Below are 21,819 nucleotides of genomic sequence, written 5' to 3'. Positions count from 1 at the left end.
CCCCTGCAGCAGCGTTTCCAGCCGCCGCTGCTCGGCCAGTTCCTCCGCGGTGTACCGCCGCTTCAGGTCCACCCTGCTCTTGTGCTCCCGGTAATATTCCTGTTCCCACTTTTCCAGCTTCCTGCCCCGCCGCAGCTTGTCCCGTATCGACACCAGCGTGGCCAGCTGCCCCTCCCCAATGCCGTTGAAAAAGGCCATAAAGCTCCACCAGTGCAAAAAGGGCAGCGCCCGCACCTCGCAGCCCGCCGTCCGGTTCACATCCGCCACGATCACCGCCGCGTCCTGCTGCCAGTCCAGCAGCTTGGGGGCGGCCGCGCCGGTTTCCTCTTCCTCCCGCCCGCAATTGATAAACCGGGCCAGATATTCCGCCGCCTCGCCCCGATCCCCCGCGGGCATCGTCTCATAGCCTTCATAAAATAGGGCCAGCGCCACCTGCCAGCGCAAAAACTCCGGCTGTTCGGGGTCGTCCAGCCGCCGCAAAATATCCAGCACGTCCCTGAAATCCGCGTTCAAAAAATACTCTCTCCCGCCGATCACCGCACTCACCGGCAGGTTCCATGCGTCCATCAGCCCTTCCCCGCGCGGCGCTGGGCCCGGTTTGCCTTTGCCTCGGCCACGGCCTCGCCCGTTTTCTGGCTCGCGCACGCCTCGGCCCCCGCCTGGATCACCGGCAGCAGCGCCGCAAAAAGGTTGGTCACCACCCGCTCCCCATTGGTCGCCACCGCCATAATGTTCACGCCGCCCAGCAGCGCGTCAAAATCGTTCTGCGGGCCAAACACCCAGCCCAGCACTTCCTTTACCTGGCGGTCCGCCCCCGCCATCAGCTCCACCACCGCCTGCCCGGCTTCCTCGCCGCCCTGGGGCAGGTTTTTTCCCTTTTCGGCCAGCTCCTCCTCAATGGCCTGCACCTTGCCCTGCGCCCGCAAAAACCGCTCATACACATTGGGGTCCGCGGGGTTGAACCGCAGCACCCCGCCGCCGCCGGCCTCCCCGCCGTTGATCTCATACTCCTTCACACCGGTGTCGATGTTCAGCTTGGTCGCCATGTTACCTGTCCTCCTAAAATTGTAATTTTGCCCACACAAAGGCCCGCCTGCCGTCCGGCAGGCGGGCCTTAATCTTTGCAGCTCACGCCGCAGGGGCGGCCCCCTCCGGTGTAAAGGTCTTGGTCTTGGGGTCAAAGGTGCCCTTGGTGCGCCCGCCGGTGTAGTGCACGTTGAACGGGATCTGGTACCCGGTGTTGTCGCCGCCTGTGCTCGCCACCTCGATCACCACATCCCACCGCACGGCCGGGAAGGCCCCGTCTGTTGCAGTCTCCCACAGGTGCACGTCCACCAGGGTGCTAGCGCACTCGTCCAGCACCCGCATGTTGTCGGCAATGTCCTGCAGCCGCTCAAACAGCGCGTCTCCCGCCTCGGCATAATAGGGCTCCACCACGCCGTTTTTCTCGTAGCTGGTCACCAACACGCTGGTCTCTCCCATAATGTTGTGCTTTTTCTCCACCTCGGCGCTCATCTCGGCCACATACTCCTCCAGATCCTTGCCGATCCGCACATAAGCCGGCCCGTCAGTTGCCCCGGCCAGTGCCGCGTCGATGTAATGTGCCATATACTTGCGCTCAATTTTTGCCATTCAAATCACCTCATATTTTATTGTAAACTCTGTCGAAAGGGTGGCGGTGTAAACCGCAAACCCTCCCTCGTCCGCCTGCTGCAGGCTGCCGCCCGCAGCGATCCATTTCTCGTTTTCCTGCCCGGTGTTTCCAAATCGCGGGGCCAGACCCTCGGCGCTCTGCCGCTGCACCCATTGCTGGAATTCCAGCAGCCATTCCGCGTTTTCCGTGGCTTCCAGATCCTCCCCCGGCGCCTTGGGCAGCACAAAGTTCAGTTTAAAATCCAGCCGCTGGCGCACCGCCGCCCCGCCCAAAATGTCCCGGCTGCGGCCCAGCTCGGTGATCCCCCGGGGGTACATGCCGCCCCCCGTCGTCTGGTCGGTATAGTCCGCCCGGATCTCTCCGATCTTCCCGTAGCCCGGCCAGCTTTTCAGCCACTCCCGCACCCGTTCCAGCGCGCCTTGCTCCGCCGCCTGTCCCTTTTCCATCGCTCATTCCCTCTCTCCGTCAAGCTCTGCTCACACCTGCCGTCCCACCCCCCATGCCGGCGCCGTGGTCCGTCTGCGCCATTTGTCTGCGCCCCCCTCCACGTGGCACACCCTGCCCCGCCAGTATTTCGGCTCCACCTCTCTCACCGCCGCCAGGCCCGGCGTCTGCGCCGGTGCCAAGGCAGCCCAGGCTTCCCGCGTGGCCGCCTCCGGCCCCTCGCCCCGCAGCACCTTGTCCCCCGGCGCCAGCGTGAACCGCCCGGCCCGGCCAGCTTCGGCCAGCGCCTCGAATTTCTCCGGTGGCGTCCAAACAGGGCGGCCGTCCCAGCCGCTGGGCAGCACCAGCAAAAACCTCTTGCTCTCCCAACTGCCGCCCCGGTCCACCGTCTGGTTTTCCCGCCACTCAAAAAACGCCCCTCGGAACACCATCCGCGCGCAGGCAAACCCTTTGCCGTCCGCGCCAAAACCGGCGTGGTACAGGGTCACCACCTGGTCGCACAGGCTGTAGTCCACCGGCGGCCCGCGCCTCACCCGCAGCATGGCCCGCACCCCCTGTAAATGTCCAGGTACAGCCGCGCGCACCGCAGCAGCTCCGCCGCCTGTGCCTTGGCCGAGCAGTCCGGCTGCGCGCCCTGCCCCACGCTGCTGGACACGCTCCCCACGCTCACGCTCGCGCCAGCGCTCCCCGCGGTCTGGAAGTAGTACAGCGCGTCGATCATGGCACACATTGCCATCTGTTCGCTCTCCTCCAGTCCCGCGGGGGCGCTCACTCGATAGATCCGCTTGTAGCGCGCCAGCTGGGCGGCGGCGTCCCGCGCCAGCGCCGGGAACTCCGCCTCGGGCACCGCGTCACCCCGGTACGTATCCCTGTAAAATCCATACTCCACCACGCGCCGCCGCCCCTTTCTTACTGCCCGGCAGGGGCTGCTTTCACAGCCTTGCCATCGCCCTTTTTCACTTTCTCCGCCGCGGGCGTCTCCTTGCTCTCGCCCGCCGGCTCCCCTTTCGGCAGCTCCGCCGTCTTCGCGGGCGGGATATACCCGATCACTCTGCCCATACAGCTCTCCTCCGTTTCTCAGCCCACCGGCGCGGCCATAGGCTTGTGGCTCACATACACGCCCGCCAGCTTGTTGGCGTACAGATCCGCAATGCCCACGTTCCGGTAGCCGAATTTGTACGCGTCCGCGTCCTGATTCGCCTCCGGGGTAATGATCTTCGGGGCCACGTGCTTCTCAAACTGGATCACCGCCGCCCTGTGCAGGATCATGAAGTTCACCTCGGCCGCGCCATCCGCCTTCGCGTAGCCGCCCGCGCCGTTCGCAGCCTGGGTGATCGCGGTGTAAAACCGGGTCTGCGGCACCAGGGTCTTGCCGGCGAACCGGCTCAGCACCTCCTTGCTCTTGGTGGTGTCCAGATCCACGATCATGCCGTCCAGCGTCGGGGTGATAAACAGGTACCGCTCCTCCTGGGGCACCTCGGCCTCGTCCATCTGGTTCGTGGCCGCCCGCAGCGCCGCAAGCACCGCGGCCCCCTCCGCCAGCGTCTCCTCCTTTTTGCTCACCCCGCTCTTGCCGCAGTAGCTCGCAAACCGGAACGCGTCCAGCTCCGGCACCACCTTGGTGCGGATGAACTCCCCCGCAAGCCGCCCAAAGGCCAGCCCCGCGGTCTCCAGGTTGTCCATGGTATCCACCGTGAACATGCGGCCCCGGTCAAAGTTGCACTTCACGGTCTCGTTGGTCAGGGTCACATCGCCGCTCACATACCCGCTGTTGCGGCTGTAGTCCCCCAGCCCCTGCATGTCCAGCATGGGGATGATCAGCTCGTTCGCGTTCGCGCCCTGCTGCGCCAGATCCGCCGCGCCGTCCAGCCGCGCGGTCAGGCTCGCGTTCTTATACACCTCGTCTAGCATGGGGATAAACTTCTTTGCCAGTTCAATTGCGTTTGCCATCTTCAAAATCCCTCTCTTTCAAATCGTTACTTCGTTCCCTGTGCGGGCAGGCCCATGGCCGCCCGCAGCGCGGCGTCCTGCCCGCCCGCCGGCGGGGTCGTGCCGGTGCCTCCGGCATACGGGGGCGGCGTCTCGCCCGTGTCGAACAGGTACCCCTCGCTCTTCGCCAGCTCGCCCAGCGCCGCCTGCAGGTCGGCCTCCGGGTCCTTGCTGGCCCGCAGCGTGTCCAGGTCCAGCAGCGCCTTCACCGCCTTGGGGCTGCGCCCCTTGGCCTTGGTAATGGCCCCCTCCACCAGCGCGTCAAACTTCACCGCGGCCACCTGGGCCGCCGCGTCCTTCTCCGCCTGCTCGGCCTTCGCCTTCCACTCCGCTGCCGCTTTTTTGATACCCTCCACGTCCAGCGCTTTAAAGCCCTCAATGGTCTTGCCGGCCTCCGCCAGCTGCCCCTGGGCCGCCTTCAGCGCCTCGTTTTTCGCGTTAAAGTCCGCTTTCGCCACAAAGGCGGTGCCGATCTCTGCCGAGATTTTCTTGTCGATCTCCTCGGTGTAGCTTTCGCCAAGGATCCCTTTCAGCCATTCCAACATGCTTTGCTCCTTTCTGCCGCTTGCCTTTTTATCGGGCCAGCCCCCGCTCTGCGGCCCCCTGTTTTCCCCGGGGCGGGGTATTTTTGTGTATAACAAAAGGCCCGCCGCCCCGAAGGGTGACGAGCCTTGAGCTATTAAAATTGGGCATGAAAAAACCACCGCCCGTGGGTGGTGGTTTAGTCTAGTTCTCCTAATCGCTTCAATATTCGATAGCAAGTACGCGCTTGATCTTCCGCTTCGGGCAAAACGCCATCCAACATTTCAGCTTCCTCATCCCATTCGTGATTGATTGGGTGCAGTCGCAAAAAATCTTTCATCTCTTCAATTTCCTGGGGTGAAATAATGTAGTCCAAATGCCTCTGCTCCTTTCAAAAATTCCAGCACCACTTTCTGGTGTAGTTCTGGCGCATTGCTCCATCCCGGATTTTCACCCTTAATTTTACGCATCATCCAGTCGGCAAGATTCGCGTCAAAATCAACCCCTTTTTCGAGGGCATAAACCGTTCCATCGTTACCTACAGCAGTTAAAACCCGGAGGTTCTCTCGGCTCAGTAGTTGATTTATATCACCCACAGAAAAGGTTCCCCCGTTTGGATGATTATGCGCCAAGATATACGGCTTATCAAAATCCGGCACCCTTATGCGGCCCGCGCCAGGCACACCGTATGAAATAGGCGCCAGCTTTTGCATGTCCAAAGTATAACACTCCGCGGCCTCGGTGCCAAGCGGCTTTCGTGCCACCTGCCCCAAAAGCTTCTTGTGGATGCCGGCCAGCTGCAGCTGCTGGTCCTCGTTCAGCAGCTTACTGGGCACCGCCTGCACTCGCTTAATGCTTTCCATCGTCACAGGCAGGCCCTCTCCCTGCGGCTGCTGATGTAAAGTACTGGCGGGGGCGCCACCCCGCGCAGCCTGTCCCGGCCCAAACCCGGCCACCTGCGCCCGCTCACTGCGTGTCCGCAGCCCGGCGCTCTGCTTTGGCGTCAACGCCATGGGCCATCACCTCACTCATCGCCCGCCATCTGCTCAAGCTCCGGCATGTACAACGCCCGCACCTTCTCCAGATCCTTCGGCGTCTTCCAGGGCAGGTCATACCGCCACGCCAGCGCGATCTCCGGCCGCAGCATGCCCGCGCTCACAAGGGCCATGGTTTCGGCCCAGTCCTTGTCTTTGTCGTACAAAATGCCGTTGCCCCAGCTGATGGACACATCCTTTTGCGGGTCGAACGGCTCCGCGCCGCACAGCTTGTACGCCCGGCCCAGCTGGTCGCAAAGCCGCAGCGCCTGCCGCGCGCAGCTCTCCCACATCCCCTGCACATCGGCCAGCGTCAGGCTGTAATCGCCCTGGCTGCTGGTCACCTCGGTCGCCGTCCGCTGGGCGGCCTCCACCTCTCCCAGCAGGCCCCGCTTGATCCCCATCACCGTCTCCAGGTTCCGCAGATACTCGGCCTTGCGTGCCAGAAAAGACTGCTCCCGCAACGCCGGCGAAAAGATGGTGATGCCCACCGCCTCCGGGTCGTCATCGATGCCGGCAAAAAGCTCATCGTCCAGCCGGGCCTTACCGTTTTTGTCCTTGGTCATCATGTCGGCCGAGGCGATGATCCGGCTGGCACCCTTCTCAAATTCCCGGCCCAGCTGCCACTCGTTTTTATTCACGTTGTGGATCAGCCCCACCGCCGCCGCATACACGCTCACCGGGTCGCTACTGCCGTCCACACAGTTCTCCATCGGCACCGCCAGCCGCGCCAGGCCGATGCCCTCCACGCCGGGCAGGGTGTTTGTGGGCAGCAGGCTGGCATACTTGGCCAGGGTCGCCAGCGGCATCTGTGACCCCAGGGATGCGCCATCCGCAGAGCAAAACAGCTTGCTGTCGATCACCGCCCCCCGGGCGCTCGCCCGCCGCCGTTCCAGCAGGGTGTACACCTTGCCGCCCTCCTTGGTGGTCTCCGCACTCACCAGGTCGGTGACCTCCCCACCAGGTGCCCGTGCGATCACCACCACACAGTCGCGCCGCATGGGCAAAAAGGCAAAACGCTTTTCCGCGTTCAGCGGCACGGGTTTAAGCCAGGCCTCCCCGCCGATGAGCGCCAGCTGCACCGCCCGCTTGCGGGCCTCATCCAGCCACGGCAGCACCGCGCCTGTAAAAAACGACTCCTTGCCGCCCGTCACCGCCAGCTCGTACTCGGCAAAGGCTGTGCGGCAGAGCTTGGACACCACCGTGTAGGGCAGCTGCTGGCAGGGGTCCTCTTTATCCACTTCGGCCCCAAAATACAGTCCGAACCATTCCCCGATGGCCGCCTTCATGGCGGCGCTGGTGCAGTCCCGCACCCCGGGGAAGGCCTGCTCGAAGCTGTATAAATCGTTGCTGAACATTGCATGTAAAATGCCCATCAGGCATCACCTCCCGCATTGTTGTGGATCACCACGCGCCGCTGGGCGCGAAGGCCCGCCTCTATCCCATCGATGTAGGCTTCCAGCTTTGCCACCTGGGCCTGGCTTTCCAGCAGCTGGGTGCGCAGCCGGTCATTTTCGGTCCGCAGGCTCTCCACCGCCCAGTTCGGTAAAAAATGCTGGCACAGCCAGCGCTTAAAGCGCTTCACTATGCGCCCCTCCTCTTCCAGATGCGGTTGGTCGCATACCGCACCGCGTCAATGTGATGGTTGTTGATATCCGGGTAGCCCGGCAGCACTTCATTGGTCTTTTTGTCCAATTCATATTCGTACTCGCTGAACTCCCTGGCCGTATCGGGGCAGCGTTCCGGGTCGATCACGATGGCGGAAAGGCTCTGCAGCCATTTCATCCCCGCCCGCACGCTCCCCGGCCCCTTCTCGGCGCCCCGGCAGGGCAGCCCGAACGCCCGGTAGTCGCTGCAGCTCTTCTCCTCGGCGCTGTCGGCTGTGAGCAGCTCGTCCGCCTCCGGGTCCTGGCACACCCCCCGCTCGGCCAGCAGCCGCGCCGTCTCCTGGTTCGAAGTCCTCAGCCGCGTCAGCTCGTCCCAGATGTACAGCACCCTCCGCGCCGCATCGTAGCTGCACCCGTTGTACGCCCACGGGTCCGGGTACCAGCCCCAGTCCACACCGTGCAGCCGCCGCTCAAAGCCCGCCAACTGCTCGTCCGAAATAGGCTCCATCCGCAAATTTTCAAACACCGCGTTCCCGCTGCCCACCACCTCGCCCAGGTACTCGTGCCGGTAGGCCGTGGGGTTGGTTGCCGCCAGGTGCTCCGCGTCCTGCAAAAAACGCGGCCCCAGCCACGCCGCCGGCACGCTCCGGTAGTCCGAGTGGTGCACCAGCTTGCCCGCACGCGCCTCCAGTGCGTACCGGTTCGCCCAGCTCCGCGCCATGGCCGGCGGGTTGAAGCTCTTGAAGGCAAAACTAAAGGAGCCGCCGCGGAAAAGCGACTGCTCCACACTCCGGATCTCCTCCGGCCCGCTGAACTGGTCCAGCTCCTCGAACCAGGCGATGCCCACATACCCAAAGGGCACCTTGATCGACTTCAGCTTCCCCGGGTCATCCAACCCCAAAAACAAAATGCGCTGCCCGGTGGGCTTATACACCGCCCGCATGGGGCTCACGGTAAGCTCAAACCGCCCCGCCAGCCCCAGCGCCCCGATCGCCCACGCCACCTGCTCGTACACGCTCGTGCGCAGCGTGTACGCCACCTTGCGCAGCACCACCGCGTGGCACTCCGGGTGCTCCAGCAGCAGCTTCACCAGCTCCACGCTCGCAAAGCTCGACTTTGTGCTCCCGCGCCCGCCCGCCAGCACCAGCTCGTCCAGCCCCCCACGCCGCACCGCACGGTGCGCCTCGTACAGCCCTGGGCTAAGCACCTCACTCAGGGATATCGTCAACGATGGTCACCCCCTCGGTTTGCTCCGCAGTGCTTGATTTCTCGAACAGCCCCAGGTTCTTGCCCATGAGCTCTAAGGCCTTCAATTTATTCGCCAGCTTCACCTCCACGCCGGAATTTCCGCTCTTTACCGCCACAATGGCGCGGCGCGCCGCCGGGTCCATCCGCTCAAAATCGGTCACCTGCAGCTTCCCTTGCTCCACCGTCACATAATCGGCCACATCCGCAAACCCGATCCGCGCCAGTTCCAGCAGCACCTGCTCCGGGGCCACAGCGCGCCTTGCCATCTCCCGCCTTCGGCAGGCCAGATAGTCCTGTACCTCCTGCCGCGCAGCCAGCCGGTAGCTTTTGCTTTTGGCGTAGCGGTCGGTGTATCCCGCCGCAAGGGCAGCCTGGAACGCGTCGCCGCCATTTTTCAAATATTCCTCGCAAAAGTCCCGCAGCCGCGGGGCAAGCTCTGCGCGCGGCACAGGCCGTCACCTCTCTTTTCCACTTAAAAAGCCCTCCCTTTTCTTCCGGGCCGGCCAATCCCTCCCCGGTGAGATCTGCACGGCTTTGGCCGCTTCTTTTCCACTTACACTATATCACAGGTTCCGGGGGGCTTGCGGGGGCCTGCCTCGGCTTTCCACCAGGCGGCAAACATCAATCGTAACGCATCTGTGCCATGTCCGCCCCATTGCCGGCCTTCGAATCCATGCAGTTTTCGTAAAAAGCATTCTTATGGCCCTTCTTTCCCCATATAAATCGTTCTGAAGAACGAATTTCCTGGCCCTAGGCCAATTTGTCCAAATGCAAAGCCCCCTCCACTTTTCATTTCGCCGCGCCGGTTCCGCTGGTGTCGATTTTTTCCTGTGCCCTTTTCATATAACGCAGCAAAAAGCCGGGCACCGGCGCGCCCAGCTTCCCCGCATTTTCCACCGCGCTGCCCAGCTCGGTCACAATGTACCACACCAGCACCAGCGGGCATAAAAGCACGGTGTATTCCGGCTCCCACTTCCCCAACGGCAGGTTCGAAAGCGCCAGTGAGAGCATCCAGTCCGTCAATGCCGCGGCCGCCACCGTCACAATGCAGCCGGTCTTGTGCCAGATCCCCTCTCTTGCAGCCGAAGACCGCCATTCGTGTGCCTTGACCGCCGCGATCGTCCCCGTCGCATAGTCCAGTCCCATTGCCATTGCATAAATCACCACCAGCCAGCCCATCCAGCCAAACAAAGACGTGATCAGCGCTCCGGCCGCACAAATCATTGCTTTGGCATTCTCCGCGCTTGTTTGAACATTTTCCATCCAATCAACCCTCCCTGCTTTTCCTTCCATACGCATACCGCTCTTTCCCTCCCTGTCTGTCCTAATTTCTGCTTCCCGAAAATTTTTGTTCCACCCTTTCCTTTCTCCTTTTAAACCTCCAGCGGCCTGCGGCCCTCAATCGGCAAGTGTTTTCCCCCCGCTTCCTTCCCCCCCAAAGGCCCCGCTGAAACCAGCGGAGCCGCATGTCCAAAAAAGCCGCCCGGGTCACTCCCCTGGCGGCTTTTTTGTCTTTTTCCCATTTATATTATACCGCACACGGCAGGGGGCTCGGGGGGGCCAACTGTTCCACCGCCCGGTGATGCAGACGTTTTATCCACCGGTAGTCATACGTCATAGCCTCCGCGGCCTTTTCCAGTGTCTGGCCCAAAATGTAACGCCTGCGCAAGATCTCCCGCAGGCGCTCATCCTGCACGGCACAAATCGCTGTTTCCACCTCTCCCCGCAGCACAAGGCAGCGCCACACCTGCGCTTCCAGCCGCTGCTGCGCTTCCAGAATGCGCTCCACTGCCCGGGGCAGGCGATCCAGATCCGGTCCCGCTCCCGGCATCCCGGTCAACAGGGGTGTCACCCGCTCGCTCTCCGCCCGCAGCCGTTCCACCTCCTCTGCCAGCAGCTGTTCACTGTGCAACGCCGTCTGGTAACGGCAAAGCCATTTTGCTTTTTCTTCATAGGTCATATCCCTGCTTCCCCTTTCTTCCCAATCAGTTCCCTTGCCTTGCCAGTGCCTGTTTGTAGCACACCGGCCCCAAACACGCTTCGCCGCCATCCTTCCGCCATTCGCAGCCGCTGCAGCGCGAAACGCCCATCCCTGCCGGCGCAGCCGCCCGGTGGATGCGCCGGATCAGCGCAGCGCATTCCGGTCCGCATCGCCGCCTGCGGCGGGCCCTGGGCGGCCTTGTCCTTTTTCGCTTGCCCAATCGTTTTCCTTCCTTTCCTTTTGTGCCCCTGCGGTACTTTTTCAAAGCGCTGCCGTGCGCGTACCGGGCAGGCCATCTCCCGTTCGTGTGAAAAGGCCATCCGCCTTTCCTGCTGCCCAGCGGCCAGCCGCCAATTCCAGCGCAGTGCTCACGCCCATTGCTCTGCCAGCTCTTCCAAAAAGCCGATCAGCCTGCCCAGCTCCCAGCCCACAATCGGCTCTCCGTTTTTGTAAGTACAAGCCACCTCCTCCTTTGCATCCGGGCGCCACCCCTCCAAAAACACCGAAACAAAAAAGCTGCCGGTATGGCCCATAAAATCACAAAAAGCCACGGGGCCTTTGGTTTTGTCCTTCCCCGAGGGCATGTTATTCAACGTCAGGCACAGCTCCAACACCCGCAGGTATTGTTCCTGCCAACTGGCCTGCTTCCCATCTTTTTTCAGATTCATCTGTTTTTCCAGCCAGCAGGAGCCCATCCCTGTGCTCCTTCCGACCCTCTTTTCCATTGTTCTCTTTCCAATCCTTTCGCCCGGCTGTTTTTCCGTTTTTCGGCCTGTATCCGCCGCCTTCTTTTCCAGCATATTCTTCTCCTTCCTTTTTAAAGCAACAATCCATTTTATGGGACTTTTTATGTGTTATTATTTACCTGTAAACGTTCCCCCCTTTTCCGCCTCTTTATGGTTTTCGTCTTCTGCCTGCTGCCTTGCCGCTTTTTTCTTTGGATCGGCATTTTGCCCGTCCACTCCTTCTCTCTTTGTGCAGATTTCCAAAAATCTTTTTTGCGTGTTCATATTGTTGAACTTTCAGAAAGGGCGTGTTATGATGGATGCATAAATAATTTTCGGTGCTTTCCTGCTGTAAGTTGCGACTTTTGTTCTTTGAATCGAACTCTTGAATTTATTATAGTTCAATTAATTGAACTTTTCAAGGGGATAGTTTCATTTGAAAGAACTTTGTGGAATGTGCCGAAAAACGAGGTGCAAAATCGTGTTCTATGACAACTTCGTTCAACTCTGTGAACAGCGAGGGGTAAAGCCCACCCGTGCAGCCATGGAGACCGGCATTGCCCGCTCGGCAGTGAGCCACTGGAAAGCAAACTGGGAAAAAGGGATAGAGGTACTTCCTTCAAACGCCAACGCCAAAGCTCTCGCCGTATATTTTGGGGTCACTGTGGACCGCCTTCTGAGCCTCGAACAAAACAAAACGCCCGCCGCCCAAACGGGCGGCGGGCTGGAAAACGATCCCCTGGCCGGGCAGCTGATCGCTGCTTACGGCGAAGTGAGGGAAGAATTCACCCAGGACGAAATCGACGACGTCACCATGTTTATCCGCATGGTGGCCGCCCGCAAGCGCCAAAAACGAGAAAAGGAGCAACAAGCACCGTGAGTGCGATCCCACTTGAAACATTGTACGAAGCCCTGGAAGCGCAAGGGGTCGACGTATTTTCCTGTCCGCTGGGCAGCCTCAAGGCGGTGGCGGAGCCCTCCGGTTATCTTGGTTTGAACCAGCAGCATCTTGCAGGCGCCGCCGAAGAGCGGGCCGTGCTGATCCACGAGGAAGGCCATTTTGCCACCGGCACCTTTTATCAGCTCGACAGCCCTTTTACCGTGCGCCGTCATCAGGAAAACGTCGCCTGCCGCTACGGGTACGAAAAATATTTTCCCCTGGATACCATTCTGGACGCCATGCAGGACGGCCACACCGAGCCCTGGGATCTGGCCGAGCATTTCGATGTGCCCCTGTGTTACATTTCCGAAATGCTGGAATATTATCGTACCGCCCAAAACGTGGATTTCGAGGCCGCCCTGGCCGCCCGCAAAGAGCGCTCCGAGCCTGAAAGCGCCCCCTGTCCTTAAAAATGCCGAACGCGCCGAACGTGCGCCCATCCAAAAGAAAGGAGCCTCCCATGTCAACTCCCACCGTCACCGCAGTCATTCCCCTGGGCAGAAAGCGCATCCTTGTGGCCTTCGCCACCGGCGAGGCTAAGCTCTTCAATGTAAGCCCATATATGAAGGGCAGCTGGTACGGCAAGCTGGCCGGCGAGGAATATTTCCGCCGGGTGCAGCCGTCGGGCAGCACCGTGGTCTGGCCAGACGGCCAAGATATCGCCCCCCACGAGCTTTACGAGGGCGGCATCGCCCTGCGCTAGCCTCTCCCTTCGCATTTTCATCCCCCTAACTTTCAAAAGTAACGCGGGGCGTGGTTTTCACCACGCCCCGCGTTACTTTTCAGATATTCTGCACCGGATCCCGCTCATTTTTTCTTCTGTCTCATCTTCGCCGCATCGTTCCCGTATCACATATTGGGGGGCCGCGCTGATGCTCACATAGATCCGCCCGATATACTCTCCCAGCAAACCCAGCATTGCTAGAATCAGCCCGCCCAAAACCAGCAGCAGGCACATCAGGCTGGACCATCCCGCGTCGATCGCGTCCCCCAGCCACAGCTTTTGTACCAGCACGACCACAGCGCTCAAAAAGCCAAGGATCATCAAAACAGTCCCCACAAGGCTCCCTACGCGCAAGGGCTTCACCGAAAAAGCCGTGAAGCCATTCAGCCACAAACTCAGAAGCTTTGAAAAAGTATATCCGCTCTCGCCGCATTCCCTGGCCCTGTGCTCCACCGGCACGTCGATCACCCGGCTGGTCGCGCGCAGCACCAGCCCCTCCACATAAGAGTAGGGGTTGTGGTACTGCACGATCTGCCGCACCACAACAGGCCGCATCGCAAAATAGCTGGTAATGTGCAGGTTTTCAGGCTTCCCCAGCAGCCAGACCGCCATCTTTTCGTTCATATAGGTGCCGAAATTGCGGAACATCGAATGCTTTTTGCTGGGGTAGCGCGCATAAACCACGTCCACGTCCTCTCTCAGCGCGTCCACCAGCCGGAACACCTGATCCGCCGGCGTCTGGCCATCGTCATCCAGGCTTATAACGATCTCCCCCCGCACCTCCCGATAGCCCGCCATCAGTGCGGCATGCTGTCCAAAGTTCCGGGTCATGCAGATGCCTCTCACATGCCGGTCTTTCCCCGCCAGCCCGCGGATCACCTCATAGGTGTCGTCCGGCGGGTTGTCGTTTACCAAAATGATCTCATAGTCGTACCGGCCATCCCGTTCCACCGTGGTTTTGATCTCCTCCACTACCTCTGGAAGCGTGGCCGCGCTGTGATAACAGGGGATCACAAACGAAAGCAGCAATTTTTATTCCTCCAAAAGGGCGGCCAACTCTTCGGCCGTCCGGCCCTTCAATATGTAATATCCAAACCGCGCCGCGCTGTCGGTCACCTCGTGGTCAAAGGGCTTCAGCGGGCTGCAGAAGCATACCGTCTCCGGCGCCTGCTTCTGCAGCTGTTCCAGCCGCTCCACATCGCGCGCCCCGCAGACAAACCGCACCGCTGCCGCTCCCCCATGGTCCTTCGGCGAAAGGTCCGGCGCCTGTCCCAGCGCGATCTGTACCACGCAGCGCACCAGATCCACCCCGGTGGAAATCCGCACAAGATCCGAGCCGATGCAATCCCCTCCCATCCGCCCGCCGATCTCGATCAGCTTGATCTCGTCGCCCGCCAGCTTCAGCTCAGAATGGGAAACCCCATTCTGCAGCTTCAGGGTATCCAGCGCATGAAACACAATTTCCCGAATGCTGTCGATCTGGCGCTCCGTCAATATGGCCGGTTCCAAATGCGCCGTCTCAATAAAGTGGGGGGCCCCGGTGGTATACTTTTGTGTCACCGCAAGGAAATGGTGCGTCCCTTTCCACGACACGCATTCCACACTGTATTCCTTTCCGGGCACAAACTCCTCAACCACCACTTTCTTCTCAAAGCTCGCCGCCAGCGCCTGCTCAAAGGCCCGCCGCAGCTCGCGGGGCCGCTCCACCAGCGTCACCCCACGGCTGCCGGAGCGGTCGGTGGGCTTCACGATCAGCGGGTAGGCAAGCGCCAGCGCTTCCAGCGCCTCTGCATTTTCCACAAGGCAGCTTTCCGGCGATGGGTCCCCGGCCGCACGAAATGCGGCCCGCATCGCGTTTTTATTCGTGGACAGGAATGTGGCCTCCAAAGAATTTCCCACAAGGCCCATCTTCTGCGCCACATAATTAACGGTCAGCATCGCAAGGTCCGAGGCGATCGAGCAGATCCCCTCCACTCCAATGCGCCTGCACTCCCGCAAAATCTCTTCCTTTTCCACAATGCTGATGGGGTAAAAAAAGTCCGCGCTCTTTTCGCCCACATCCCCCGCCCGCCACGCAAAAACATGGGTTTCGCATCCCATCGCCTTTGCCGTTTGGATCAGGGGCTCCTGCAAATACGACGCGCCTATGATCGCGAGCTTTCGCCTCATGGCCTCCACCTTCCTCTCTTTTACCCCAGCAGGCTGTACACCAGGATCCCGCCGATAATCAACCCCAGCGCCGCCACCTTTTTTGCTCCCAGCTTCTCTTTAAAAATCGTCACGCCAAAAAAGGTCACATACACATAACTGGTAGCCTCCAGCACCGGCCCCAGGCTTAAGGGTATTCCTTTGTAGGCCAGCATGGTCAAAAATGTACAGCCCACAAAAATTGTATATCCTGTGATTACTCTCCAGTCGGTATACTCCTCAATCATACTTTTATGCGGTCTCTGGGCCGCCTTTTTCAGCAGCACCTGGCTGATGGCCGCCAAAAACACACTGGCCAGGTATAGCAAAAGGTAGGCGGGCACTATCTCACTTTTCATCCCGCATCTCCTCCCCGTCCGCTTTTACAAACAACACCACGCCTGCAATGATCAGCGCCGCGCCTAACAGCTTTCCGGGAGTGATCGCTTCCTTAAAAAACAAAGCGCCCCACACGATCCCCCACACCACCGTCACCGCTTTGTTTGCAAACGCAGTGGTCAACGGCAGCCGCTTGATCACCTGCTGCCATCCCACTGCATAGACCGCCAAAATCAAAAACACCCCACCCATCAACAGCAGCCAGGGCCAACTGAACGCTTGGCTTTTCGCGGCGTTTTTGCTCAGGATCCCGCTGGCAGAATAGACCATAAGCAATAAATGCAGGGCAAGAAGAGTGAGTGCGGTCTTATTCCTCCCTTTCATACTCTTCCTCCAGGTTCCAGCTCTCCCGTATCACATATTGGGGCACCTTGTTGATCCCCATATAAATTCGTCCCACATATTCTCCCACCAATCCCAACAGGATCATCAAAACGCCCCCCACAAAAAAGATGGAGGCAATAATACTGCTGTAGCCCGCATCAATGCGGGCAGGATCCACTAACTTTCGAATAATGGCATAGATCCCAAACCCAAAGCCTCCCGCCGCGCACAGCAGGCCCAAAATATCTGCCAGCCGCAGCGGTTTGATCGAGCACGCGGTAAAGCCGTCCAGCCACATGGCGAAACTCCGCCGGAAGTTGAAGTGACCGCGGCCCGCCAGGCGCTCACGCTCCTCCATTTCCACGTTCACTACATGGCTGGTGCTCCGCAGCACCAATCCCCAAAAGTAGGGGTAAGCTGTCTCACTGCGCACCGCCTCGTCGATCACAAACCGCCGGTGAGCCGAAAAGTTCGATATCTGCAGCTCCTGTGGCTTCCCCAAAAGCCATTCGTCTGTGCGGGCATTCACCTTGCTGCCAAACCGTTTGAAGGCGCTCTCCTTTTTCTTCGGGTAACGCGCCACTGCTGAATCCGCGCTCCCTTTCTCAATCGGTGCCAACAAATCCCACAATTGGCCCATCGGGCATTGACCGTCATCGTCCAGGCACACCACCACGTCCCCTTTCAGGTGGCGAAAAGCGGCCATCTGTGCATTCGCCTTTCCTGAGTTCTTGGCCAACGTAATTACTTTTATCCGTCTGTCCCCGGCGGCCAATTTCTCAAGCACCATTTGCACTTCATCGGGCGATTGATCGTTCACAGCGATCACCTCAAACGCCAATCCCGGTCTGCGCCCCATCGTCTCCTTGATTTCCTCCACCACGGCTTCAATGGTGTGCTCGCTGCCATAACAAGGGATCACAAAACTGATTTTTTCGATCTGCATAACCTCTCCTCACTGCCAAATAGGTCCTCCCAATCGATCTTTACACCGCACCATGATTTTCACTGTCTCTTTTACTCCGGCAATTTTCTTTCTTAAAGCCTCATAGTCTTTGGCCTTCAGCACAATCGTAAAACGACTGGTCTTATCCAAATTTTTCCCGCACTTTGTTCCCACCTGGATCTTATGCAGCGAGTGCACCAGCACATCGGGGTCTCTGTCCAGTTCCTCCACCCCTGCAATCGTTTCTACTCTGCCTTCCGGTAAGTAAAAGGAAAGGCAGCACACCACCCCGCACGCCGGCCTCAGCACCGGCGCCTCCACCGAATGGCGGGTAGCCGCATCCACAATAAATTCTTCTGTGCGTAGCCCCGAGCGGTCGGGAACAATGTGCGAGGATACAAAATTCCCGCCTCCCCGGGCAGCAATTTCAATCAGATAGATTTTGCCGTCCTCTCCCACAATATACTCTCCATGCGTGATTCCCTGCTTCAGTCCCAAGGCCTGGATCGTCTGGCGGTTCACCTGTTCCAACAGCGCCAACCTATCACCCGGCAAATCAGCGGGGTAAACCCGCAGGTAAGAAGAAAAAGTGTCTGGCAAAGAAAACAATTCGATCTTGCCTGTGGCCAGCACCGTTACTTCTCCATTAATCACCAACGAATCCACTTCGAGCTCCTGCCCTGTAATGTATTCTTCCAGAAGCGCTTCTTTCTTTTCTGAGTAGGCCACTGCCTGCTGAAACTTCTCTTCCCACTCCTCTTCGCGCTCTAACCGGCAAACTCCCCGGCTTCCCTGGCTGTCCACAGGTTTCAAAATAGCCGACCCATGGATGCGGCGAAAAAAGCTCCCTACCTTCTCCGCACTGTCAATTTCCCAAGCCCGTATTGTAGGAAGCCCCGCCTGCCGGCATAACCAGCGCATCCGCGCTTTATCTGTAAAATTCAAAGCCGTCTCTTCGCTCATTCCCGGCAGCCCCAGCCGAGCCGCCACATAGGCGGCTGTAGGCACCGGGATATCTGTCTGATCGGTGGCGATCCCGCAGATCTTGTATTCTCGGGCGGCTTTCAACACTGCTTTTTTATCTCGCACATCGCACAGCACCTGGGCATCCGCCTCAGCAAATCCAGGATAATCTCCTGGGGCCGACACCACTACTACTTTCATCTCCCGGGCCTTTGCGGCCCGGATCAGCGGAAGCTGAAACTCTCCCGCTCCCAATACCATGAACCACTCCATTGGATCTACCTCTCAGCTTCCTGGCCGCAAGTATCATTCATCTGTTTGGGCCGTCGTTTTCACCTTGCAAAATAGGTTCCCTGCACAAGATACTGCAGCAAGAACATCCCGCCGCACACCACATGCCAGGCCAGAAGGCCCCAACAAATGCCTACCCATGCCTTGCCTGCCCAGCCTGTCTCCCATTGCCGCCGCATCTGGCGCAGCAATTCTTCCAGGCTCACCAAAAACAGCAGAAACGCCATTACCGCCACGCCCCAGCTCCAATTCCCGTGATCCATGCGGGGGCCTGTCTCCACCAAAAACAGATATTGCAGATACCCGGCCCCTGTGGCAATCCAGGCAAGGCAGTATTGATCTGCCCGTCTAAAGCTTTTCCATCCCACCAGCAAAACCGCCAGCGGAAAGGCAATCGACTGCACAACAGATGCTACAGGGTCTTCGTTGAACAGCCGCATTCCATAGCCAAACAATATCCCCACACCGCTGTCCTGTGCCGCGCTCTCGCCATAGGTGAGCGGATACTGCCACAAAAGCACGGCCATGCTGGGCAGCACCGTCACCTCACATGCCGCTAAGCGCCAAAACGCTTTGCGGCCCCTCTTCGCCAGCCAAATCAGAAGGATCGCCGCCAGTGCAGGATAAATGCACAAGACCATATTAGGCTTGACCCAAGTGGAAATCATTCTCACCACTGCAAATGCGCATAATCGCCCTAACGGCACTCTTTGGTCGATCCCGCAGGCGATCTCTGCAAAAAGCCACAACAAAATTACACCCAGCAGTTTGATCCCCAACAGGGTGGGGTTGTGCCACACGCCTGCCGTCTGCATTTCCCATGGCTCGGTGCGGGTTGAGCAGCGGCAAAAACAGAGGGTCTGCACAATAGATTCCCAAACCCAGCAAGGTGCACAACGCCCGATTTTTGCAGGCGGTAAAAGTTCTCAGATATTCTCCTGTTGCCCAGCAGCCTGCCAGCACCATCTACAGCACAAAAAGAACGAATGCCCAATCGCTTAGCCAGGCCCAATGCAAAAAGCGAAAAATGTATTTGTACAGGCTGTAACCGGCACAAAACTGTAGATACTTTCCGGCGGGTCGATCGCCACGTGGACCTGCATCCACAGGTCTCCTTCCAACACATTTGTAATCTGTAAAGAAAAACACCGGGTCAGCAGCGCAGTCAGTCCCCATAACACAGCGCCACAACCGCCCACTCCCACCAGCAGGAATGGGTTCGGCCTGCCCAGGCGCAGATCGCTTTCATTCGATTTGTCTTTCTTGCTGGAAAAACCCCAGCACCTCCCCGATCACCTTTTCCCGATCCTGTGCCGCAAGGCCATAATACAGCGGAAGTCGCATCAGGCGTTCACTCTCGGTCGTCGTGTGCGCGTCCTTACCTGCAAACCTACCAAAGCGAACCCCGGCCGGGGCCAAGTGCAGCGGAATATAATGAAACACAGCTTGAACGCCTCTCTCTTTCAAAAAGCCGATCAGGCAGGTCCGCTCCTCCAGATCCCTGCATTTCACCCAAAACATATGTGCGTTGTGCACGCACCCGTCAGGAATCGCCGGCAGCTCCGCCAGCCCTCTCTCCGCCAGCGGCAAAAACGCCTCGTAATAGGCGTTCCAGCTGTCCAGGCGGTCGTTGTTGATCCGGTCCGCCTCCTCCAGCTGTCCCCAAAGGTATGCCGCGTTCAGCTCGCTGGGCAGATAGCTCGATCCATAATCCACCCAGGTATACTTGTCCACCTGCCCTCTGAAAAACTTTGCCCGGTTGGTACCCTTTTCCCGCAGGATCTCTGCCTTTTCGTTGTGCGCCGCATCCCGGATCAGCAGCGCGCCGCCCTCGCCCATCGAGTAGTTTTTTGTCTCGTGGAACGAATAACAGCCAAAATCGCCAATGGTTCCCAGCGCCTTGCCTTTATAGGTGCTCATCACACCCTGCGCCGCATCCTCTACCACCCTCAGGCCGTGGCGGGCGGCAATCTCCATAATCGTGTCCATCTCACAGGCCACGCCCGCGTAGTGCACCACGCAGATAACCCTGGTTCTGTCCGTAATGGCCGCCTCAATCTTGGTCTCGTCCATGTTCATCGTATCCGGCCGCACATCCACGAATACAAGCTTCGCACCCGCCAGCACAAAAGCGGTCGCGGTCGAAGAAAACGTGAAACTCGGCAAAATCACCTCGTCCCCCGGCCTTAAATCGCACAGCAGCGCCGCCATCTCCAGCGCCGTGGTCCCGCTGGTGGTAAGCAGCACTTTCTGCGCGCCGAACCGCTGCTCCAACCAGGCATTGCAGCGCTTTGTAAACACTCCGTCGCCGCAGATCTTGTGGTTTTCCACCGCCTGCTTTACATACTTCAGCTCGGTCCCCACAAACGGGGGCACATTAAAATCGATCATTTTCGTTTCCTCACTTTATTTCAAGTTCCGCGCTCTGGTAGATCTCTCCGTTTTCCTGCCACAGCAATGTGTATACAAATCCGTTTTCCTGTTTCGTCCAGTCCAGATACAGCCCGGTTCCAAAACGTCCGCGCCCCTGGTCCATCAACCGGTAACAACGACTCTCCCCTTTGGCATCCTGTATCTGCAGCCAGATGGTCTGTGCGGCTTCCAATCCTTCAGCCATACCTTTTACAGTATACCAGCCTTCACGGCCTCCCGCAAACTCAATTTCATCTATCTGCCAGCTCAACGGCCGCGTCTGCACCGCCTCCAGCGGCTGCGTAAACGCCAGTGCCCACAGCCCGCCTCCCATATCCTTTGCGGCGGAAAGCTCCGCCCTAGGCGCATAATGCTGCTGCACATACAGCAGGATCTTTTCGGGCATGTAGTCGTCCAACAGTAAAGCGCGCGGATTTTCCACCAACGCCCGCATGGGGTTTTCTACGTTCATCGCCCGGCGTGTTTCAATCATGTAAGGCGCATATTCATGGTAGCCGCCCAAAATCGTGTTGTTGCTGTAAAAGTCCTCATCCGGCAGCGCACACAGGCCATACGCCTGCTGCACCCGGTTATAGGTGCTGTAAATATCCCAAATATAAACATATTCTTTGTCCGTGGCGGCGGTATTCACAGCCGCATCCGCCGTCTGTCCCGCCGGAATGGTGTTCACCTGCGGCCATCGCACGCCTCCTGCAGCAAGCCGCACTGCCAACATCGCTGCACACAACGCAAAAATCCCGGCGGCGCCCCAAAACCATATGGCGCGTTTTAGTTGCTTTTTGGGTGGTAAAAGCAGTACTGAAACAATGGCACACAAAAAAATTGCTTCCAGTACCCGCTGTGGAAGATATCCCTGCCACAGCAGCACAAGGGCTATGATCAGGGATCCGCCGCCAGCCGCCAATATTGTTAGGCGCTGCCGCCAGCCGCCCAGCAAAAAAGCGATGCCCCCAATGATACAAAACGCTAAAAAGCTGCGGGTTTCAAAGGGCAAACGCAGCAAAAACGGCAAGGTTCTTTCACTCAAAAACTCCCCAACCGTTTGCGGAGCTGTTTTTAAACGTAGGCTTCCGAGCAATTCCATACGCGGTAAATCAAAAAATTCCGGGTCGGCAAATGATTGGTGCTCCATACACCAGTAATCATTCTCCGTAAAACCTGCCGCTTCCAGTACTTCCCGATTTTCTTCCCAGCCGCCGGAGGCATGGTCCGTAACATGAGAGCGCGCATCGCTGAATTTTTTGGATTCCACCCAACCGGGCTGGCTCCAAAAGGCCGCCTGCACCGCCCATGTGCCAATGGTGATCGCCGCGGCGCCCATGAGCGCCGCCCACATCCGTTTTTGTCTTAGCAGATTCCCCAGCGCCCGCAGGCAACCGCGAACGTTTTGAACGCGGCCCATCCAACC

At 59.1% G+C, this 21,819-nt stretch carries 30 protein-coding genes; 3 read left to right on the top strand and 27 right to left on the bottom strand.

Annotated elements, in window-relative coordinates; all coding sequences use genetic code 11:
• The 18 genes from ACMLHZ_RS14665 to ACMLHZ_RS14580 all read right to left on the bottom strand — a co-directional run.
• The coding region (locus tag ACMLHZ_RS14665) for a Gp15 family bacteriophage protein (RefSeq protein WP_418668413.1) at positions 1–567 on the bottom strand (567 nt) is incomplete at its 3' end.
• A complete protein-coding gene (locus ACMLHZ_RS14660) occupies positions 567–1,046 on the bottom strand; it encodes a hypothetical protein (protein ID WP_418668412.1) in 480 nt (159 codons plus the stop codon). The genes ACMLHZ_RS14665 and ACMLHZ_RS14660, both read right to left, overlap by 1 nt.
• A gap of 82 nt (positions 1,047–1,128) precedes the next feature.
• Positions 1,129–1,632 carry a hypothetical protein gene (locus ACMLHZ_RS14655; RefSeq protein ID WP_418668411.1) on the bottom strand — a complete coding sequence of 168 codons (504 nt, stop codon included), beginning with the start codon at positions 1,630–1,632 and terminating at the stop codon, positions 1,129–1,131.
• Positions 1,633–2,100 (bottom strand): hypothetical protein, encoded by a 468-nt coding sequence (locus ACMLHZ_RS14650; protein ID WP_418668410.1) that lies wholly within the window; start codon positions 2,098–2,100, stop codon positions 1,633–1,635.
• Positions 2,101–2,130: 30 nt separating this feature from the next.
• A complete protein-coding gene (locus tag ACMLHZ_RS14645; RefSeq protein WP_418668409.1) occupies positions 2,131–2,640 on the bottom strand; it encodes a hypothetical protein in 510 nt (169 codons plus the stop codon).
• Complete coding sequence (locus tag ACMLHZ_RS14640; RefSeq protein ID WP_418668408.1) at positions 2,628–2,987, bottom strand: hypothetical protein; 360 nt, start codon at positions 2,985–2,987, stop codon at positions 2,628–2,630. The genes ACMLHZ_RS14645 and ACMLHZ_RS14640 overlap by 13 nt, the downstream gene beginning before the upstream one ends.
• A gap of 20 nt (positions 2,988–3,007) precedes the next feature.
• A complete protein-coding gene (locus tag ACMLHZ_RS14635; protein WP_418668407.1) occupies positions 3,008–3,157 on the bottom strand; it encodes a hypothetical protein in 150 nt (49 codons plus the stop codon).
• A gap of 18 nt (positions 3,158–3,175) precedes the next feature.
• A complete protein-coding gene (locus ACMLHZ_RS14630; RefSeq protein ID WP_418668406.1) occupies positions 3,176–4,048 on the bottom strand; it encodes a hypothetical protein in 873 nt (290 codons plus the stop codon).
• A gap of 26 nt (positions 4,049–4,074) precedes the next feature.
• Entirely contained in the window at positions 4,075–4,632 is a 558-nt protein-coding gene (locus tag ACMLHZ_RS14625) for a phage scaffolding protein (protein ID WP_418668405.1), read from the bottom strand.
• Positions 4,633–4,808: 176 nt separating this feature from the next.
• On the bottom strand, positions 4,809–4,985 hold the full coding sequence (locus ACMLHZ_RS14620) for a hypothetical protein (RefSeq protein ID WP_418668404.1): 177 nt from the start codon (positions 4,983–4,985) through the stop codon (positions 4,809–4,811).
• Complete coding sequence (locus tag ACMLHZ_RS14615; RefSeq protein WP_418668403.1) at positions 4,954–5,478, bottom strand: hypothetical protein; 525 nt, start codon at positions 5,476–5,478, stop codon at positions 4,954–4,956. The genes ACMLHZ_RS14620 and ACMLHZ_RS14615 overlap by 32 nt, the downstream gene beginning before the upstream one ends.
• Before the next feature lie 155 nt (positions 5,479–5,633).
• Entirely contained in the window at positions 5,634–7,019 is a 1,386-nt protein-coding gene (locus ACMLHZ_RS14610) for a hypothetical protein (RefSeq protein WP_418668402.1), read from the bottom strand.
• On the bottom strand, positions 7,019–7,228 hold the full coding sequence (locus tag ACMLHZ_RS14605) for a hypothetical protein (RefSeq protein WP_418668401.1): 210 nt from the start codon (positions 7,226–7,228) through the stop codon (positions 7,019–7,021). Before ACMLHZ_RS14605 ends, ACMLHZ_RS14610 begins: the two co-directional genes overlap by 1 nt.
• The gene (locus ACMLHZ_RS14600) at positions 7,228–8,478 is read right to left on the bottom strand and encodes a PBSX family phage terminase large subunit (protein WP_418668400.1); all 1,251 of its coding nucleotides are present in this window, start codon (positions 8,476–8,478) and stop codon (positions 7,228–7,230) included. Before ACMLHZ_RS14600 ends, ACMLHZ_RS14605 begins: the two co-directional genes overlap by 1 nt.
• On the bottom strand, positions 8,459–8,947 hold the full coding sequence (locus ACMLHZ_RS14595; protein ID WP_418668399.1) for a terminase small subunit: 489 nt from the start codon (positions 8,945–8,947) through the stop codon (positions 8,459–8,461). Before ACMLHZ_RS14595 ends, ACMLHZ_RS14600 begins: the two co-directional genes overlap by 20 nt.
• A gap of 340 nt (positions 8,948–9,287) precedes the next feature.
• Positions 9,288–9,761: a phage holin family protein gene (locus ACMLHZ_RS14590; RefSeq protein ID WP_418668398.1), complete on the bottom strand. Its 474-nt coding sequence runs from the start codon at positions 9,759–9,761 to the stop codon at positions 9,288–9,290.
• A gap of 265 nt (positions 9,762–10,026) precedes the next feature.
• Positions 10,027–10,458 carry a hypothetical protein gene (locus ACMLHZ_RS14585; RefSeq protein ID WP_418668397.1) on the bottom strand — a complete coding sequence of 144 codons (432 nt, stop codon included), beginning with the start codon at positions 10,456–10,458 and terminating at the stop codon, positions 10,027–10,029.
• 389 nt (positions 10,459–10,847) lie between these two features.
• Positions 10,848–11,174 (bottom strand): hypothetical protein, encoded by a 327-nt coding sequence (locus ACMLHZ_RS14580; protein WP_418668396.1) that lies wholly within the window; start codon positions 11,172–11,174, stop codon positions 10,848–10,850.
• 511 nt (positions 11,175–11,685) lie between these two features.
• Here ACMLHZ_RS14580 and ACMLHZ_RS14575 point away from each other — a divergent pair.
• From ACMLHZ_RS14575 to ACMLHZ_RS14565, 3 genes are read left to right on the top strand one after another with little or no spacing between them, the layout of a single operon-like run.
• Complete coding sequence (locus ACMLHZ_RS14575) at positions 11,686–12,084, top strand: helix-turn-helix domain-containing protein (protein WP_418668395.1); 399 nt, start codon at positions 11,686–11,688, stop codon at positions 12,082–12,084.
• Positions 12,081–12,554, top strand: coding sequence for a hypothetical protein (locus ACMLHZ_RS14570; RefSeq protein WP_418668394.1), 474 nt, complete (start codon positions 12,081–12,083; stop codon positions 12,552–12,554). Before ACMLHZ_RS14575 ends, ACMLHZ_RS14570 begins: the two co-directional genes overlap by 4 nt.
• Positions 12,555–12,604: 50 nt before the next feature.
• On the top strand, positions 12,605–12,847 hold the full coding sequence (locus ACMLHZ_RS14565) for a DUF2442 domain-containing protein (RefSeq protein WP_418668393.1): 243 nt from the start codon (positions 12,605–12,607) through the stop codon (positions 12,845–12,847).
• 72 nt (positions 12,848–12,919) lie between these two features.
• Here the strand turns inward: ACMLHZ_RS14565 and ACMLHZ_RS14560 are convergent, their stop codons facing one another.
• From ACMLHZ_RS14560 to ACMLHZ_RS14520, 9 genes are all read right to left on the bottom strand, one after another.
• Positions 12,920–13,897, bottom strand: coding sequence for a glycosyltransferase family 2 protein (locus ACMLHZ_RS14560; RefSeq protein WP_418668392.1), 978 nt, complete (start codon positions 13,895–13,897; stop codon positions 12,920–12,922).
• Positions 13,898–13,900: 3 nt separating this feature from the next.
• Positions 13,901–15,037 (bottom strand): ATP-grasp domain-containing protein, encoded by a 1,137-nt coding sequence (locus tag ACMLHZ_RS14555; protein WP_418668391.1) that lies wholly within the window; start codon positions 15,035–15,037, stop codon positions 13,901–13,903.
• A 20-nt stretch (positions 15,038–15,057) separates the two neighbouring features.
• Positions 15,058–15,414, bottom strand: coding sequence for a multidrug ABC transporter (locus tag ACMLHZ_RS14550; RefSeq protein WP_418668390.1), 357 nt, complete (start codon positions 15,412–15,414; stop codon positions 15,058–15,060).
• Entirely contained in the window at positions 15,404–15,778 is a 375-nt protein-coding gene (locus tag ACMLHZ_RS14545) for a DMT family transporter (RefSeq protein ID WP_418668389.1), read from the bottom strand. Before ACMLHZ_RS14545 ends, ACMLHZ_RS14550 begins: the two co-directional genes overlap by 11 nt.
• Positions 15,762–16,724, bottom strand: a complete 963-nt coding sequence (locus ACMLHZ_RS14540; protein ID WP_418668388.1) for a glycosyltransferase — start codon at positions 16,722–16,724, stop codon at positions 15,762–15,764. Before ACMLHZ_RS14540 ends, ACMLHZ_RS14545 begins: the two co-directional genes overlap by 17 nt.
• 9 nt (positions 16,725–16,733) lie before the next feature.
• On the bottom strand, positions 16,734–17,960 hold the full coding sequence (locus tag ACMLHZ_RS14535) for an ATP-grasp domain-containing protein (RefSeq protein ID WP_418668387.1): 1,227 nt from the start codon (positions 17,958–17,960) through the stop codon (positions 16,734–16,736).
• A gap of 59 nt (positions 17,961–18,019) precedes the next feature.
• Positions 18,020–18,793, bottom strand: a complete 774-nt coding sequence (locus ACMLHZ_RS14530) for a hypothetical protein (RefSeq protein ID WP_418668386.1) — start codon at positions 18,791–18,793, stop codon at positions 18,020–18,022.
• A 430-nt stretch (positions 18,794–19,223) separates the two neighbouring features.
• Positions 19,224–20,369 (bottom strand): dTDP-4-amino-4,6-dideoxygalactose transaminase, encoded by a 1,146-nt coding sequence (gene rffA / locus ACMLHZ_RS14525; protein ID WP_418668385.1) that lies wholly within the window; start codon positions 20,367–20,369, stop codon positions 19,224–19,226.
• Between the two features lie 10 nt (positions 20,370–20,379).
• A partial coding sequence (locus tag ACMLHZ_RS14520; RefSeq protein WP_418668384.1) for a hypothetical protein occupies positions 20,380–21,819 on the bottom strand: 1,440 nt, incomplete at its 5' end.

Origin of the sequence: Allofournierella sp. (genome assembly GCF_048388525.1) — a bacterium.
Taxonomy (GTDB): Bacteria; Bacillota; Clostridia; order Oscillospirales; family Ruminococcaceae; genus BQOK01.
The sequence above is the reverse complement of the archived record's forward strand: the minus strand, read 5'-3'. Positions and strand labels throughout refer to the sequence as shown.

Excerpts from the sequence above, each read along its gene's own strand:
- ACMLHZ_RS14660 (WP_418668412.1), bottom strand. The coding sequence starts at position 1,046 with ATGGCGACCAAGCTGAACATCGACACCGGTGTGAAGGAGTATGAGATC.
- ACMLHZ_RS14655 (WP_418668411.1), bottom strand. The coding sequence starts at position 1,632 with ATGGCAAAAATTGAGCGCAAGTATATGGCACATTACATCGACGCGGCA.
- ACMLHZ_RS14650 (WP_418668410.1), bottom strand. The coding sequence starts at position 2,100 with ATGGAAAAGGGACAGGCGGCGGAGCAAGGCGCGCTGGAACGGGTGCGG.
- ACMLHZ_RS14645 (WP_418668409.1), bottom strand. The coding sequence starts at position 2,640 with ATGCTGCGGGTGAGGCGCGGGCCGCCGGTGGACTACAGCCTGTGCGAC.
- ACMLHZ_RS14635 (WP_418668407.1), bottom strand. The coding sequence starts at position 3,157 with ATGGGCAGAGTGATCGGGTATATCCCGCCCGCGAAGACGGCGGAGCTG.
- ACMLHZ_RS14630 (WP_418668406.1), bottom strand. The coding sequence starts at position 4,048 with ATGGCAAACGCAATTGAACTGGCAAAGAAGTTTATCCCCATGCTAGAC.
- ACMLHZ_RS14625 (WP_418668405.1), bottom strand. The coding sequence starts at position 4,632 with ATGTTGGAATGGCTGAAAGGGATCCTTGGCGAAAGCTACACCGAGGAG.
- ACMLHZ_RS14610 (WP_418668402.1), bottom strand. The coding sequence starts at position 7,019 with ATGGGCATTTTACATGCAATGTTCAGCAACGATTTATACAGCTTCGAG.
- ACMLHZ_RS14590 (WP_418668398.1), bottom strand. The coding sequence starts at position 9,761 with ATGGAAAATGTTCAAACAAGCGCGGAGAATGCCAAAGCAATGATTTGT.
- ACMLHZ_RS14585 (WP_418668397.1), bottom strand. The coding sequence starts at position 10,458 with ATGACCTATGAAGAAAAAGCAAAATGGCTTTGCCGTTACCAGACGGCG.
- ACMLHZ_RS14580 (WP_418668396.1), bottom strand. The coding sequence starts at position 11,174 with ATGGGCTCCTGCTGGCTGGAAAAACAGATGAATCTGAAAAAAGATGGG.
- ACMLHZ_RS14565 (WP_418668393.1), top strand. The coding sequence starts at position 12,605 with ATGTCAACTCCCACCGTCACCGCAGTCATTCCCCTGGGCAGAAAGCGC.
- ACMLHZ_RS14555 (WP_418668391.1), bottom strand. The coding sequence starts at position 15,037 with ATGAGGCGAAAGCTCGCGATCATAGGCGCGTCGTATTTGCAGGAGCCC.
- ACMLHZ_RS14550 (WP_418668390.1), bottom strand. The coding sequence starts at position 15,414 with ATGAAAAGTGAGATAGTGCCCGCCTACCTTTTGCTATACCTGGCCAGT.
- ACMLHZ_RS14545 (WP_418668389.1), bottom strand. The coding sequence starts at position 15,778 with ATGAAAGGGAGGAATAAGACCGCACTCACTCTTCTTGCCCTGCATTTA.
- ACMLHZ_RS14540 (WP_418668388.1), bottom strand. The coding sequence starts at position 16,724 with ATGCAGATCGAAAAAATCAGTTTTGTGATCCCTTGTTATGGCAGCGAG.
- ACMLHZ_RS14535 (WP_418668387.1), bottom strand. The coding sequence starts at position 17,960 with ATGGAGTGGTTCATGGTATTGGGAGCGGGAGAGTTTCAGCTTCCGCTG.
- ACMLHZ_RS14530 (WP_418668386.1), bottom strand. The coding sequence starts at position 18,793 with ATGCAGACGGCAGGCGTGTGGCACAACCCCACCCTGTTGGGGATCAAA.
- rffA (WP_418668385.1), bottom strand. The coding sequence starts at position 20,369 with ATGATCGATTTTAATGTGCCCCCGTTTGTGGGGACCGAGCTGAAGTAT.